At 35.0% G+C, this 15,864-nt stretch carries 15 protein-coding genes and 2 pseudogenes; 4 read left to right on the top strand and 13 right to left on the bottom strand.

Annotated features, from left to right (window positions below):
• Positions 1 to 130: 130 nt before the first annotated feature.
• The 4 genes and pseudogenes from DN394_RS17000 to DN394_RS16985 form a co-directional block, all read right to left on the bottom strand.
• Complete coding sequence (locus DN394_RS17000; protein ID WP_149294010.1) at positions 131 to 364, bottom strand: Phr family secreted Rap phosphatase inhibitor; 234 nt, start codon at positions 362 to 364, stop codon at positions 131 to 133.
• Positions 364 to 1,457, bottom strand: a pseudogene (locus tag DN394_RS16995) (response regulator aspartate phosphatase). Before DN394_RS16995 ends, DN394_RS17000 begins: the two are co-directional and overlap by 1 nt.
• Positions 1,458 to 1,706: 249 nt before the next feature.
• A complete protein-coding gene (locus DN394_RS16990; RefSeq protein WP_149294009.1) occupies positions 1,707 to 2,684 on the bottom strand; it encodes a ring-cleaving dioxygenase in 978 nt (325 codons plus the stop codon).
• A 43-nt stretch (positions 2,685 to 2,727) separates the two neighbouring features.
• Complete coding sequence (locus DN394_RS16985; protein ID WP_149294008.1) at positions 2,728 to 3,672, bottom strand: ring-cleaving dioxygenase; 945 nt, start codon at positions 3,670 to 3,672, stop codon at positions 2,728 to 2,730.
• A 923-nt stretch (positions 3,673 to 4,595) separates the two neighbouring features.
• On the opposite strand from DN394_RS16985, the gene DN394_RS16980 reads away from it, so the two are divergent.
• Both DN394_RS16980 and DN394_RS29825 read left to right on the top strand, forming a co-directional pair.
• Positions 4,596 to 5,222: a LysE family translocator gene (locus tag DN394_RS16980; RefSeq protein WP_075310457.1), complete on the top strand. Its 627-nt coding sequence runs from the start codon at positions 4,596 to 4,598 to the stop codon at positions 5,220 to 5,222.
• 160 nt (positions 5,223 to 5,382) lie between these two features.
• Positions 5,383 to 5,600, top strand: a pseudogene (locus DN394_RS29825) (Tn3 family transposase); the annotation flags it as partial.
• 214 nt (positions 5,601 to 5,814) lie between these two features.
• On the opposite strand, the gene DN394_RS16970 reads toward DN394_RS29825, so the two are convergent.
• From DN394_RS16970 to DN394_RS16955, 4 genes are all read right to left on the bottom strand, one after another.
• On the bottom strand, positions 5,815 to 6,147 hold the full coding sequence (locus tag DN394_RS16970) for a DUF1904 family protein (protein ID WP_088290965.1): 333 nt from the start codon (positions 6,145 to 6,147) through the stop codon (positions 5,815 to 5,817).
• A 214-nt stretch (positions 6,148 to 6,361) separates the two neighbouring features.
• Positions 6,362 to 7,306 carry a 3'-5' exoribonuclease YhaM gene (gene yhaM, locus DN394_RS16965; RefSeq protein WP_000726645.1) on the bottom strand — a complete coding sequence of 315 codons (945 nt, stop codon included), beginning with the start codon at positions 7,304 to 7,306 and terminating at the stop codon, positions 6,362 to 6,364.
• A gap of 41 nt (positions 7,307 to 7,347) precedes the next feature.
• Complete coding sequence (locus tag DN394_RS16960) at positions 7,348 to 10,272, bottom strand: ATP-binding protein (protein ID WP_149294007.1); 2,925 nt, start codon at positions 10,270 to 10,272, stop codon at positions 7,348 to 7,350.
• Positions 10,269 to 11,510, bottom strand: coding sequence for a metallophosphoesterase family protein (locus DN394_RS16955; protein ID WP_097918423.1), 1,242 nt, complete (start codon positions 11,508 to 11,510; stop codon positions 10,269 to 10,271). Before DN394_RS16955 ends, DN394_RS16960 begins: the two co-directional genes overlap by 4 nt.
• Positions 11,511 to 11,718: 208 nt before the next feature.
• On the opposite strand from DN394_RS16955, the gene DN394_RS16950 reads away from it, so the two are divergent.
• On the top strand, positions 11,719 to 11,904 hold the full coding sequence (locus tag DN394_RS16950) for a YhzD family protein (protein ID WP_000539551.1): 186 nt from the start codon (positions 11,719 to 11,721) through the stop codon (positions 11,902 to 11,904).
• Positions 11,905 to 11,929: 25 nt separating this feature from the next.
• On the opposite strand, the gene DN394_RS16945 is transcribed toward DN394_RS16950, so the two are convergent.
• Positions 11,930 to 12,292, bottom strand: coding sequence for a hypothetical protein (locus DN394_RS16945; protein WP_097918424.1), 363 nt, complete (start codon positions 12,290 to 12,292; stop codon positions 11,930 to 11,932).
• A 154-nt stretch (positions 12,293 to 12,446) separates the two neighbouring features.
• Here DN394_RS16945 and DN394_RS16940 point away from each other — a divergent pair, with 154 nt between their 5' ends.
• A complete protein-coding gene (locus DN394_RS16940; protein WP_000273536.1) occupies positions 12,447 to 12,587 on the top strand; it encodes a YflJ family protein in 141 nt (46 codons plus the stop codon).
• Positions 12,588 to 12,653: 66 nt separating this feature from the next.
• On the opposite strand, the gene DN394_RS16935 is transcribed toward DN394_RS16940, so the two are convergent.
• The 4 genes from DN394_RS16935 to DN394_RS16920 form a co-directional block, all read right to left on the bottom strand.
• A complete protein-coding gene (locus tag DN394_RS16935; protein ID WP_098085171.1) occupies positions 12,654 to 13,052 on the bottom strand; it encodes a hypothetical protein in 399 nt (132 codons plus the stop codon).
• Positions 13,053 to 13,175: 123 nt separating this feature from the next.
• Entirely contained in the window at positions 13,176 to 13,610 is a 435-nt protein-coding gene (locus tag DN394_RS16930) for a hypothetical protein (protein WP_098704864.1), read from the bottom strand.
• 131 nt (positions 13,611 to 13,741) lie between these two features.
• The gene (locus tag DN394_RS16925; protein ID WP_002087211.1) at positions 13,742 to 14,386 is read right to left on the bottom strand and encodes a response regulator; all 645 of its coding nucleotides are present in this window, start codon (positions 14,384 to 14,386) and stop codon (positions 13,742 to 13,744) included.
• Positions 14,376 to 15,593, bottom strand: coding sequence for a sensor histidine kinase (locus DN394_RS16920; protein WP_098857792.1), 1,218 nt, complete (start codon positions 15,591 to 15,593; stop codon positions 14,376 to 14,378). Before DN394_RS16920 ends, DN394_RS16925 begins: the two co-directional genes overlap by 11 nt.
• Between the last annotated feature and the right edge of the window lie 271 nt (positions 15,594 to 15,864).

Below are 15,864 nucleotides of genomic sequence, written 5' to 3'. Positions count from 1 at the left end.
AGTTACACTTTTAAAGTAAGTCAATTCTTTTCTCTACATGGCCTAATAACAAAGAAAAGGACTTCTTTTTTCTATACTTCTCTATATCAAAGAAAAGGACTTAATATGACTTCAGTCCTTTTCTTTGTTATTATAGTTGGCTTACTCCGCCGCCGTCACCTTTATTATTTACTGGCGCTCCACCATCTCCTTTATTGAAATTGGCTGGCGCTCCTCCTGTATCTCCTATATTAACGTAGTCTGGTTTTGCTGGTGCTGGAACATCACCGTGCTCCGCTTGTTGTACAAAAGAACTATTTAAACCGACAGATACAATACCAACTAACACTATACCAGTTACAGTCATACCTATTTTTTTAAACATTATTTTAATGCTCCTCTCTCTATCTTCTTCTCTTTTGCCTGTAATGCTTTGTAAAAATAATCACTTGCTTTCATGTAATTAGCATCCTCACGAAACTTTATTGCAAGTTTTTCCACATATTCCTGAGTGTAACTATATAAAGATTCTTTATCAAAATAAGTAATTCCTTTAAGGATAATCTGCTCTAATTCTTTAATAGGAACATTACCATTTACTGCTTTTAAAATACTAAAATGATGTATATACTCTTCATTTTCTAACTCCATACAAATATTTAATCCTCTATCAATTAATTCTTCAGCAATGTTTGTTTCTCCCAGTTTAAAATGTTCCCTAGCTTGTAGGAAAATCGCTTTGAAATGCGCTGGGAATTTCTCTGTTACTTCCGAAAGATGTCGAATAGCTAGTGCAGAAAGGTTTTGACTTGCGTATAGCCATCCTAAATTATGACGTACCCTTAAAAGCAATATAGCGTTATCCTGTTTTTGTAGAATATCTATCGCTGAATTTAGACACTCTTCTGCTTGTTCATATTGCTTTATTTGTATGGCAGTTAGTCCTAAAAGATTTTGAGATAAAGCAATATTCATATCTTGTCCTGCTTGTTTTGAAAAAATTTCTTTAGCTTTATTTACATATTTTATTGTATTCATTGGTTGCCTTGTATTGTAGAAAAATGCAGAAAGACGATAACAGAATTCCCCATATTCTAATTCATCAGGAATATATTTTATTAGTGTTTTGGCCTTCTCATAACATCTACTTGCATCATTGTAATTTGATATTAGAGTTGCATGCATTGCCTTAAAAAATAATAGTAATATGACAAACGATTTTCAGACGTTTTATAAATTTCATCAATTTTATCAAAACTATTTTTAGTAATTTGTAAGCCATCCGCCAGCACTTTATATCTAAAATCTAATAAAGAGTAATATAGCCATAAATCCCCATCCTCTTTTACATTAGAAAACTCACTCTCGATATCTTCCTTCATTTCCCTAGCTTTCTCTATATTTTGCTGCAACATTACACGATACCAATCATCTAAAGAATGTTTCATTTGCTCCCGCGTTACTACATCTGCTCCCATACACTCGCATCCCCTTTTCTCTAAACTTACAAAATTAGGATTTTTATACAATTATCCGAATTGTATATTATCACCTCTTTTCTATGTATTGAAAAACAATTGTCAGAAAATTTATAATTTAAATGAATTATACTAAAGTTTTCCTTTTTGATAACTTGAGAAACAATTGTCAGAAAACTTAATGGAACAAATAAAAAAGCAAGCAATTTCAGCTATCAGCTAAAACTACTTGCTCTACTATCTCTACTTTTACTCTTTAATAAATTCCTTCGTACTTCTCACTGTATCAATTGGACGAACTAATTTTTCGATTTCTTCACGTTTTGGCTCTAGGAATGGAGGTAAAGATAATTTTTCGCCAAGTGTTTCGTATGGCTCATCTCCCATAAATCCTGGGCCATCTGTTGCAAATTCAAATAAGATTTGTGGTGCAACTCTTGCATATAATGACTCGAAGAAGTGACGATCTACATAGCCAGATGAAGGGAGTCCTACGCTACTGATTCTCTCGATCCATTCTTCTAATACAGCACGATTTTCTACGCGGAATGCGGCATGGTGCACTGTACCAAAGCCTTGTTGTGCTTCTGGAAGAACCGTATTATGTTCTACAATAACAGATGCACCATTTCCACCTTCGTTTACTTCAAATAAATAGAATTCTTCTTCTTGCGCAATCTCTTTAAATAATAGAACTTTTTCTAACACTTCTTTAAAGAAACTAAAGTTTGAAATGCGGATAAATACAGGGCCTAAGCCAGTAATTGCATATTCTAATGGAACTGGACCGTTTTGCCACGGTGTACCTGATTCTATCCCGTTATCTAATTCATCTGAGATTAATTGATAGTGTTGGTCATCAAAATCAACGAAAGAAAGAGTTTTCTTACCAAATTGCTCTTTAATGCCTGTATGTTCCACTTCAAGACGGTCAAAGCGTTTCACCCAATACGCTAACGCTGCGTCAGTTGGAACACGAAATGAAGTTTTTGAAATTTCATTTGTACCGTGTACTCCTTTTGGAACACCTGGGAAGTCAAAGAATGTCATATCTGTTCCTGCACTACCTTTATCATCTGCAAAGAATAAATGGTATGTTTGAATATCATCTTGATTTACTGTTTTTTTAACTAAACGCATTCCTAAAACGTGAGTGAAAAACTCATAGTTCTTTTCTGCACTACTTGTAATTGCTGTAACGTGGTGAATTCCTTTTAATTGGTTCATTTTATATTCCTCCAATGGTTTTAAAGTTATATTTTCTCTTCTATTATTTCTCTTCAATAGGTACTAATTTCGCTTCAATCTCTGCACGCTGCTCTTCTAAGAACGGCGGTAAATCAAGTTTTTCTCCTAAATGTTCTACATCTCCATCAACTGTAAATCCTGGTCCATCTGTCGCAATTTCAAATAGGATTCCGTTTGATTCACGGAAGTATAAGCTTTTAAAGTAGAAACGGTCGATAATGCCTGAAGAATGGAAACCTTTTTGTATTACCTGTTCTTCCCAGTAAGCAAGCTCTGCATCGTTCTTTACACGAATTGCTAAATGATGAATACTACCGCGGCCTGGCTTTTCAGTAGGACCATCTAAATATTTCACAACGATTTCTCCGAAGGCTTCTCCTTTAATAGACTGGAAAACCGCTTCTTCATCGCTTCGGCTAATCTCTGTATAACCAAATATGTCTGTTAGTGTACTCGCCAGTTTATCAAGTCTACGAACTGTCATTTCCACAGAGCCCATTCCTTGAATTTGATGTTCAGCAGGAACTTCTGATTTCTCCCAAGTTTCCCAATGCTCTACTTTTTCTCCGTTTGAAACGAGTAGTACTAACCGAAGACCTTCAGCATCCTCAAATTGCAAAGCAGGACGATTTGCATATGTTGTCATTTCACTATGTTTCACATCAAATTTCTCAAAGCGTTCTTTCCAGTAATGCAAGCTATCCTCTGAAGGAACTAGTAATCCAATTCGAGTAATTGCATTCGTACCGCGGTACGTTTTTCCTACTAAAGGCATTTCGAAAAACGATAATTCTGTACCTGGACTTCCTGTTTTATCTCCATAAAATAAGTGATACATGGACGGATCATCTTGGTTTACTGTCATTTTCACACGGCGTAAACCAAGTACGTTTTTATAAAAATGGTTATTCTCACTTCCGTTTTTTGTAACCATTGAAATGTGATGATGCCCTTTAATTTCATACATTGATAATTCCTCCGCTTCATTTTACTAGTCAAGTGATACCTAAAAAATAATATGCTTCTTAGCTTTTCAATTTATTCTCATTATGTTTTTGTAAATTCATCTTAGTTTTTACTGAATAAGTTACTTCGTTTTTTAATCGAAAGCAAGTGAGTGTATGTTTTGCATATGACTCAATCGCTTTCGTTACTATCACTTTACACCTCAAGTGATTGAAAAGCAAGTGGAAAATCTCGAATTTGAGATTTTTTTTAGTTAAATAACATTTAGGGTGTAAAATCATTAATTTCTGGATAGCGTCACTATCCAGCTAAAGACTCAAAGCTCCCCATGCCCATCAAGCTAACAAGAATACACTACCCCAAAACGATAAAAATGAACTTCGTTGCTATAAAAGATAATTTTTTGTTCCGAGGGAATTATAGAATTTTATATCTTTACAATTATTTATGGGGAGTTAATTCATTTTTTTAAGAATAAGTAATTTCTTAAATAAAAGGTCACGTACCTCTTCCTTATGATTATTAATTTTTGGTGATTGATAAGAAATTTAATGAATGATTATTCGAATATGCTTTCGTAAATGTTAAATGTAGTTTTTGGATAATGTTTGGTCAAGTTGATACTAATACCCTCGATAAACGAAAGAAAATTAAGAGTGTTCCGAGAAAAAGTAATTAAAAAACGCTCTTAATTTATTTAATTGAGTTATCCTTTCATACAAAAATCTGATTATTTATGTAATTGAAATTCCATTAAAACGCTCATTTACAGAAGAACATTATTCAAGTGAAGCCCTCTATAATTCAATTACAACTCCTTGAAAGTTTATGATACTATCCTGATCACACTTTTTATATTTAATGTTTTAAGGAAAAAAGCTATACTATAAGCAAAACTAAAAACCAGAAAGGAAATACGAGAACATGGAAAATTATTTACTATTTATCCTTACAGCACTCCTTATTATAATGATGCCTGGTCCCGGTTTTGCTTTAGTTACAAAAAACACTATCTCTCATGGTAGAAATGGTGGGATAAAGACCGTTTTAGGAACGGTATCTGGAATGATGATTCATACAATAATGGCTACACTAGGACTCTCTGCTATCTTAATGAAATTTGCTATGCTATTTACATTAATAAAATATGCTGGGGCATTTTATTTAATTTATTTAGCTGTAAGGTCAATTAAAAGTGCCTTTTCTAAAAAAGAAGATATGTCAGGTTCAGTGGAAATAAACTCTAAGGATATTGGAACGGTTAAAAGTTTTAGACAAGGATTTACCACGGCAATCTTAAACCCAAAAACGGCTGTATTTTTCCTTAGTTTTCTACCCCAATTTATTGTGAGTAATCAAAGTCATTTCTTCCAATTTCTTTTGTTGGGATTCACATTTACGACTTTGACAGCAATATGGTATTTACTTTATATCTCTCTAATACGTCAATTAAGAACTTTTTTAAGAAAAGAAAAGGTGAACCGTACAATAGAGGGTATTACTGGCACAGTATTATTAGTATTTGGAGTTAGGCTATTTTTCCAAAAATAAATATGTAATAGAGAGAGTTTAAAACTTTCGGTTTTTCCAATAAATGAATCAATATAAAAAATATGGCTTTCAAACAGTAAAAAAGTTAACAAACGAGTGTGTTTGTGGAATAAGCTTCAATAAAATAACCAAACTTTTTATAAAGAATTGAATCGATTATATTAAATACAATGATTTAATCACCAATTCTGTAATTTTTCAAAATGTAGTAGATATCACTATAATTTTATGGCAACTAAAAAAGAAGGTTATGGCTTTTCACGCCAAGATTTAGAAAGGCTAAGTCCTTATATGACTATACATATAAAACGCTTTGGGGATTATGTAATTGATTTACAGAAAATCCCCCAACCAATAGAAGAAGCAATCCCTTTATAAACTCAATAGGTCATAGTTGGGAAAAAAGTAAATCTATGACCTATTTTTACACGTATCTCGGCTGTACCCCATATTGATATAAAAGCGTTATCCTTTCCTATGATTTCTCAGAAAGAATAACGCCTTTTTCTTTTTAGGGGGTATTTTGTCTAGTTAGCTTGATAGCGATGTGGTTCTACCCCTTATAAATGTTACAAAAATCTTTCAAATAGCTCTAACTTGCACAATGCTTTCCGTTAATATAATACGCTGATTCTGTGAAAATCGTAAATACAACCTCTACTTCTGGAAGTCCAAAATCCATTACATATGTAGTAATGGCCTTGGCAAATCGATCACGAATTTCCTGTCCACGCTCGAACCATTTCACTTCAATAAGAGGAAACGCTTCTATTTCTTCTCCATTGAATACAAACGTAGAACTTGGTAGTTCCAACGTAAAATTATCCGTACCACACTCACAAATCTCTGCGAGCTCTTCTACTAATGGCTTGCTTATGTGTTTTAATTGTTCAGTAGTAATTCCACGAAACACAACATGCGGCATGTGAATTCCTCCGTTAGATAGTTTTATATTTGCTCACATCATAGCACAATTTACTTTGCTACACTAGAATCTATTGATACATTTCAATGACATTCTTAAGAATGATCATATGTTATTGAAGCAATACACGTATTGTAACTATTTTATTTCATTTTCAATAAAAAACAGCCTCACTAAGTTTTTTACACTTAATGAGGCCATTTGATTCACATTATTAATTATGGAACGTCGGTTTATAGAACGAACGATTATCAAGTGCAAAGACACGCTCTGTGTATTCACCTGGTTTTGTGCGTCCTAATGCGCGGTCCATCATGTTCATTTTTGCATCTAAGTTATCGATGTAGTGCAGAATTTCTGCTTCTTTTACTAACGGTGGTTTTGGGCTACCCCATTCTGCTTTTCCGTGGTGAGAAAGAACGATGTGTTGAAGAATTAATACTTCTTCTGCATCGATTTGCAGCTCGTCTGCTGCTTTACCAATTTCGTTCACCATAATAGAAATGTGGCCTAGTAAATTTCCTTCTAACGTGTACGTTGTAGAAATTGGGCCAGATAATTCGATTACTTTACCAAGGTCATGTAAAATAACGCCTGCATATAGTAAGTCTTTATCTAATGATGGGTATAGAGCCGCAATAGCTTTCGCTAAATCAAGCATCGATACAACGTGATAAGCTAGTCCAGATACGAACTCGTGATGATTTTTCGTCGCTGCTGGATATTCTAAAAATTCATTTTGATGCTTATTTAACAAATGTCTTGTTAGACGCTGAATGTTCGGGTTTCTCATTTCAAATATGTATTGCGTAATTTTTTCAACCATATCTTCTTTTTTCACTGGTGCTTTTTCTACGAAGTCTGAGATGTCCGTTACTTCATTTTCATTCGCAACACGGATTTGTTTCACACGTAATTGAATACGTCCTTTGTAGTTTAAAATATCACCAGCTACTTTAACGATTGTTTCTGCTACATATTGTTTCTCAACTTCTGGCGATACGTCCCATAGCTTCGCTTCAATATCTCCACTTGGATCTTGTAAGATTACTGTTAAAAATGGTTTCCCATTGCTTGCTAAACCTTTTGTCGCTGTTTTAATTAACAAGAAAACATCGACTTGTTCACCAACTTCATATTCTGCAATTTTCTTTTTCATTCGAATTCCTCCACCATATCAATTACTTTTAGTATAGCACACTACAACTCATTTTCTTTACGCTTATGCGTTAATTTTATAATCTGTTTTTCTGTAAAATACGTTAATAAATGCGCATGGCATGTAAAGAAGATGACTTGTCTATCTTTCGCAATTTCCTTTATTAGTTCAATCGTACGATTCGTCCTTATCGCATCAAAATGCACGAAACTATCATCAATAATAAATGGGTAATCATGCTCAAACGTTTTCGCTAACGCAAATCGTAACGATAAATATAACTGCTCCGCTGTCGCTTGGCTTAGTTCATGACTGTAAAAACGAATACCATCATTACGTTCCACAATGAACGGTTCCGCCTCTGACGGTGAAAAGATTTTACTATATCGTCCGCCTGTTAAATAGACGAAATACTCTTCTGATTTTTGTAAAATACGAGGAAGATGTACTTCATGATAATATTGCTTCGTTTTCGTTAATACTGTCTTCGCGGCCGCATAAGCAGCCCACTTCTTCACTTGTTCACGCACTTGCGCTTTTTTCATTTCCCATTCGTGCAGTAAATCACCGTACGTACTACCTTCTTCTAAATTCGCGATTTCCATACGATGTTTCGCAATACGCTCTGTCAGTTCTTTCTCTTTCATAAGACAATTTTGCGCGGCCGTCATTTCTTGCTTTAATTTTTCATCATAACCGTCAGCCTCATAATGTTCAGCTAATGATAAACTCGTTAAACGCTGTTCTAACAGATCAATTTGCGGTAATAAACGCCCTACTTGCTTCTCAGCATCTTCACGTTTTTCCGCCAGCTTACCTGCTTCTAAAAACATCTCTTCATCTGTAGAATGTGCGATATGCCATAAACTATCTCGTTCTACTAACAGTTGTTTCAATTGCTCTTGCATGAACTCATATTCTTCTTGCCATTCCGCAAGCTTCTCTTTTAACTGCTTACAAGTTTGACGTTTTTCTTTCTCATTTTGCATACGGCTTTGTGCCTCGTGCAGTTTACTATACTCCGCACTACCGATAACAGTTTCTAGTTTATGTTCAAATTGCGAAATCATTTCATATAATGAAGATTTCCGCTCACTTTGTTTCTCTAACTCGCGATATAATTGCTGCATTTTTTCCATACGCTCAAACGCCGGCAATATGTGTGCATACGTATAAAATTCAGGGAACATAAAGCGCACTTTATACACATTTACTTGTTCGCTAATGCGGAACGTTTCTCTCTCCCATTCCTCATACGATGAAACGACTTTATCATAAGCTCGCTCCATTTGCTGTAACTTATACGACTCACGCTCAAATAATTTACGTATCTCTTCATCTTTTTCTAATTGATAACGAACTGACATCGCTTCTTCACTTTGTCTCCCACCAGCACTTTGCTGAAGAGTAAGAAGCTCTTCTTGTAATCCACTTGACGGATCTTTATATAAAACGAGAGCAAGAACGATCCCTACAAAAATAATGACACTAATAAATAAGAGTAGGCGGTTGTCCATAAATAAGCTTGTGAATAAAACGACTGTGTTAATAAGAAGTAACAGAAGACAAACTCTTTGCCACTGTTTTTTCTTTTGCACTGCCGCTCCTGCCTTCTCTTCATACTTGCGCTTCATTCTCTCTGCGCCCATACCGATAAACGCCGCATCTTGGAATGACTTTTCTTTCTCAACTAGCGTATTTCGTTCTTCATCCGCTAACATTTGGTGCTTAACCTGTTTTATATTTTCTTCTTGTTCTTCTAGTTGCTCTTGCGCTACTTTAAAACGCTCGTCAAGCTGTACTTTTTGCGTTTCTAGTTCGCGCGCCTTTTGCACCGTTTGCGTAATTAACTCTTTCGTTGCCAAACTCATATCAAACGAAAGAACTGTTTCTTTTTCAAAAGTAGCACCGATTTGTTGCTCTAATTCTGCCAGTTCTTCTTTTATATTCGTAATTGTTCCTGTCATATCACGCATTTCTTGGCGTGCATTTTCGTAAGACATATGCTGCATACGAAGTTCTTCTACATAACTTTCTTTTTGTAAAAACTCTTCATCTATTTGAATCGATTCAATTTCCGATTGCACATTCTCTATTTTTTTATGGAGCGAATCAACTTGTAATTGGAGCGGCTCCATCTTCGCCTTAATCGCTTCATAACGCGCCATCCCGTTTACAGGAAACTGCCCGCTCTCGTTTTCTAACACTTTCTCATGCGCACACTTTTCAATAACGAGAGGCTCTAGCGCTGCTAATATTTCATAATCTTGCTTTCGCTTTTCTGCACTCTCTTTTTCCGCACGAACTGAAGCAAGTTTCTCTTCACTTTCTTTTAACTGCTCCACTTGCTTTTCATACGTGCCAATTTTCCCTTGCCACTCTTTCATCTTCTCTTCAAGCTTCTTCATTTCTTGCAGTGACACGTTAATTTCTGGTTTACGACCGCTCGGCTTAAAGCGCTGATCCATTTCTTTTTCTAGCTTTTTATCTAGCTGTAATAACGCATCGCTTCCGACTGCGCTTGCCGAAAATAAATAATTTCCGATATCCGCTTCGCCTAGCTGATGAATATTTTGAAGACCGTGCATATCAAATGAAAAGACAGATTCAAATAAATTTTCATTCATCCCGCTTAATATATCGTGTAAAATTTCCTCGTTGGCCGTTTTCCCGTCTTCAAAATACACGGTCACCTCGCCAGCTGCCGTCTTTGGCAATCGCTCAATTTTCAAACGGCCGTACTTCTCTGTTTGTACAGTCATCGCACCGCCATACTTGCCGCCTTCTTTCGGCTCATAACGGCGCTGTCCTCTCGTTGGAAAACCGAATAAAATACTTTTCATAAATGAGCGAATTGTCGATTTCCCCGCTTCATTTTCACCGTATAACACTGCCAGCATTGACAGATCCATTTCCACATTTTCTAATTTTCCGTACCCATAAATATGGAGTTTTTCAATTCTCATTTCTTATCCCTCTCTTGCTGGAATAATTGCTCTAAAATAATATTTTCTGCTTCCTTTTGAATCTCTTTCTTCTCTTCTTCTGTAAAAGATTCAATACTATTACGCGCTACAGGAGATGTCCAAATCGTGCGTAACACGCCGTCCATATTGGTGAAAGCTTCTAGCTCTTTTAGCACACTACCGACGAAATGATTTTCCTCTTTCAAACGCTCGATTTCCGCAAAAGAAACCGTCTCATTTTTCCACTTCATCGCATATACAAAATCTTTTCGCTCTTCGCCCGCTGCTAAAATATGAAAAATCTCTTCCACACGTTTTTCATCACGTAAATAAGGAGAAAGTGGGCCTTGTCCTGTAAATACGACAGTAAGTAGCGTACCTTCCGCTTCTCTTCGGCACTCATTCATCGTACTCGATGCGCTCGTCATAAGTTCATCAACAGTTTCAAGTCCATCAATATTCACTTCTATCTCATCCCACACAACATCTGCCGTATGGAAAAATGAACATTGCGTTCCTTGTTTCGTAAGTTCAATAAGGTACGCACCTTTCTCACCTGTTTCCTTACGATGACGTCCTTGTATATTCCCTGGATAAATAATGCATGGCTCTTCTGATAAAATTTCACGTTTATGTATATGGCCAAGAGCCCAATAATCAAACTGCTTTTCTTTCAGCTCACGAATTTGAAACGGTGCATAGCGGTTATGCTCTGCATCTCCTTCCACACTTCCGTGAAGCATGCCAATATGAAAAGGCGCATCACTCATTTTCGTATACTGTGCTGTCATATTATCCGTTACCGCTTGCTGCAAATAACTAAACCCGTAAATAGAAGCTAGTAGCTCACCATTTTTATAAAATGATTTCTCTTCTACATAAGGCTCCGTAAACACATGAACATTTTCCGGAAACTCAATTGCTGCCCAGCTTCCACCTAAATGATCATGGTTACCGTGAATAATAAAAACAGGGATATCATACTGCGACAGTCTCTTCATTTGCTCGCGCACAAACACTTGCGCTCTCAAACTTCTCGTCTCCGCATCATACAAATCCCCGGCTAGTAATACGAAATCAACGCGCTCTTGAATCGCTTTATCAACAATACGCTCAAATGATTCAAACGTACTTTGCTTCATTCTCTCCCAAACAGACTGCGCAACATTCATTTCCATCCCTTTAAACGGACTATCCAAATGCAAATCAGCCGCATGTATAAACTTCACTTGTTTCACAAATAACGATCCTTTCTATCTTTCAAAAGTTTCATTTTATCAAAATTAAAATTGCTGAAAACTAATAATCATCGGGAATGAATAACTCCCCGATGATTAAAGTTTCACCTTATTGTAACACGCAATGTCATATATTTCTTTGCATATTCTAGTGATTTATGCCAAAATAGTTATAAGATTCTGATTTTTATTATTGGAGGGAATTTTCATGGGAGTATACGTTCTAACAGTCTTTGAAAAAGATGGTTCAAAAGCATTAGACGAATCATTCGAGGCGGCAACTGAAAAAGAAGCGAAAGCAAAAGGTGAATCTATTTTACAAGAAAAAGGATTGTATGAAAAAACACATCGTTGCACATCTTCTGCAGGTAAGCTCGTTTTATTCCAGCGCTAAAAAAAGAAGCGTCATCCGCTTCTTTTTACTCTACTATATCTTCGTCACACCACGTAAACACCACATCTAGAATGCGATTACCGATACGTACGCGCTTATTCCATTTTCCTGTTTGGATCTGATGTTGCAATTCTGCTTTCATCTTTTCCGTCCAGTCGTGAATCGTTTCACTACCGTTGTACGGATATACGCCTGGAAACTCTTCCTGCAGTAGATGCAAGCTCTCTGCATCAAAATGAAAATGGAAGAAGTAGTTTGCTGTAAGCGATGGTTCTTGCAATCGTAAAAAATGATCATCAACTTGCTTTCTATTCCTATAGAAAGTAAAGATATTCACTTTACCGCTCGTAATTTGGTCAATTTGAATTTCGTGCTTCTCTATAATCACGTCTTGCCCACCTCGTTATATACTACCTTTAGTATATATGTCTTTTGCAACAAAGTTAACCATTTTCGCGCGAAATTCATTTCCTTCATTATATTACCTGTACCTCCAAGTACAATCAGAACAAATAAAAACAAATTTGAAGGGGAGCGATCACATGTATTTCGGAAGCAAAGGTTGGTATGTAAAAGAACTTAAAAAATTAGGTATTCGCACTTACGAAGGTAAAAAACTAGAATCGTATCGTACGCATGTGTTATCTAGTTTACTTGAGAGAATGAAGAAGGCTTCGGCTTAATTGATGTAGGAAGCAACTACGGTTGCTTCCTTTTTATTTACTAAATAAAAAGAAAATCATTATACCTTAACTTTTTAACTTTACCGTTATACTTCCTTGATAGAAACCGCCCATTATCAACTGAATCTCTAGTACCAAATACTCTTCCAGATAATCATTTGTATATATTTTAAATTCTCCATACTTATTAACTCGTCCGCTTCCAACATACATATCACTACTTGTTATGACAATTGTTGAATGAGATTCTGCACGGCCCAATATACGATTATTACTATAGTCCAAAGCATCCACATTTATTTTTTGATGAATATTATTAACTGAATCTCTACATTTATTTTCACACAAATTAACATTGCTTTCTTCTGCCCTCGAAAGTGCTCGATTCCTGCTAGTCTTTTCTGAAGAGAAAGCAACATTCCCCAGCCAACTAAACCTATCAAATATAGTAATAGGTAGAAACATCTACGTTAACTCCCCCATTCTTCCAATACTTCCTTCTCATTTTTTTATCAACTACAGTCTTTTAATGAGCTTACAGCAATACGTTTTATGTTGGGATAAAAGAAAACAGCTTTGATTTTCCATTCAATTTCGCACTGTTAATTTGTACAGAATACATAGAATACTGTTTTTCACCCCAGATGCAATGACAACACTACACAAAAGAAACCACGGTCCATTAAATGTAAATCCATCTTCAAATATATTAATAATAATTATGTTGCCAATTATTAAGAGAACCCATGAAATGGAAAACTGTTTTCCATTTGTAATATATAAAATTTCATCCTCATAACAGACTGTAATTCCCCCACCTTGCCAAACACCAATAGCGAAAGAAAAAAGCGTAACTGCCAGTAACTCTGCTTGTAAATCTCTAGTCATTGGTTGCGGCGCCATATAAGTAATAATCCCTATCATCATGAGAAAAGTTATAATATCTATCCAGTTTAATTTTCTTTGTTTGCTTTGCAGCCAAATAAAGAAAATTACTACAGAAATTAAAAACAAAGTTGTCATTTAATTATTCTTCTTCCTTTCCTACATTGTTCTTAAATCGCTCATACTTTCTGAAGCATAACATGAGAAAGAAATAAAAAAATCGTACAAAAGGGCAAGCCTATAATGTACGATTGGGCATATATAATGTTTTAAAAATGAATTAACTTCCTTTCAATAGATACAGCTACTGCTTCTGACCGTGAATTAACACCTAATTTATTGTATATATTTGTTAAATATGCTTTTACCGTTCGCTCAGCTATTCCCATATCAAATGCAATTTCTTTATTCTTATATCCGCGCGCAATAGCTTTCAGCACAAACAATTCTTTAACCGTTAAGTTATTTTCTGCAACCTTATCAGCATGTACTTCTTTCCTTTTATACTTCACTATCTTTTCCATAATATTTGGTTGTAGTAAAATCTCACCTCGAATAGCCGCTTCCAATGTTCGAAACAAATTCTCTCGATCCGTATCTTTTAGCAAATATCCTTTTGCCCCTAACTCAATTCCCTTTAGCATTAATTCATCTTCGTTATAAGTAGTTAATATAATAATCGGCGTATGGTTTTGTTTTTCATTCAAAGCCTCAATTGTTTCTAAACCACTCATTTTAGGCATATTCAAATCCATTAAAATGACATCAGGTTTCTTCTTTTCTATGAAAGAAAGGGCTTCTTCTCCGTTTGCAGCCTCACCTATAATTTGAAATGAATCACTCGTTTCTATTATTAATTTCAGACCTTCTCTTACAACGAAATGATCATCTACAATTAATACGTTATGCTTCATGGCTATCTCCTTCTTTACTTATAGGCACTTGAATATACACTTTCGTACCTTTCATCTTTTCACTCAATATATGTATTTCTCCCTTAATCAATCGAACTCGCTCATTTAGACCAATTAAACCATAATGTCCAGGATTCTTACCGATATATCTAGTGTCAAAACCAATTCCATTATCTTCAATTTCAATAGTAAGTTTTTCAAGATCATCGATATATTCAACATTTAAATTTACATCTGCTGCCTGTGAATGTTTTGCGATATTTGTTAAACATTCACTAATTACATATAAGCAGTGCTCTTTTACTACGCTTGAAATATACGGTGGACTTTGGATAGTAAATCTCACATGTATAGACGTAGCTTCAGAAAAACGTTGAACCTCTTCTTTTACTGCTCCATTAAATGAATTAGTAGTATGACGCAAATCATCAATAACCAACCTTGCATCATGTAAAGTTTGTCTCGCTCTTATCATAGTTTGTTTCATAATCTCTTGAGATCGTCCTGTATTCCCTTTTTGCATATGGGCATCTATCGCTTCCAATTGCATAATTAAGCTTGCTAAACCTTGCGCTAACGTATCATGTAAATCTCTTGCCATACGCTGCCTTTCATTAGCTAATGTCAATTCTTCCACTCTCATATATGCGGACTCTAACTCTTGAATATAGCTCTGTATACGATTACGTGCATCAAATTGCTGCTTATTAATATAAGAAAAAGGAATAATAATTGCTAACACTAAAAGAAACATAGAGATAAGAATAGCTAATTTATTCACACCATAATTGATACTAATTGCAGCACAAAATATTGCATACATAAGAGTAAAAACTGCCATTACTTTAAATATATTGTTATAAACATATAAACTTTGGGCGATTAAAATAGGAGTTAATCCAACAAAAATCGCTATCGAAGCATTTGTTGCAATAAATGCAGCCAAAAACACAATGAAAAGTTGTACAAAAAAGAAGTACAACAATTGCCTATTTTTTAATGAACTCGCATACCAATGAAAAATAGTATGAATAACAATGACTATTGTAAAGAAAAAACTATCCATAGAGAAAATATTATTACGAAATTCTAAAAGTATTGAAGCTATATATACGAGTGTAATCCATAAAATAATAAACCTTCTTGGTATAAATACTACTTCCAATACATTTGTATCCAAATCTATATTTAAACTTATTTTTTTCATATCTGACCTCCACCATTACATTATACAAGATGCAACTTACATTTTGATAAAGTGAAGGCTTTTACATATAGCCCGACTCCCACAAATAGCGGGATAAGTCACTTATTCCTCTTCATCCTCATTACCAAATAAAAATATGAATTATTTTATATAGAAATACATTGATGTTTATGTAAGATTATTATTCAGCAATCCATACAATGCTACATAATTAATGTATATTTTAAAAGTTTGCACAATCAAAATCTCCTCAAAGTATAAACGACGACTT

This window comes from Bacillus sp. BB081 (assembly GCF_008368895.1).
Classification (GTDB): Bacteria; Bacillota; Bacilli; order Bacillales; family Bacillaceae_G; genus Bacillus_A; species Bacillus_A wiedmannii.
Note: the sequence above shows the minus strand (reverse complement) of the source record. Positions and strands in the feature narration are given on the sequence as shown.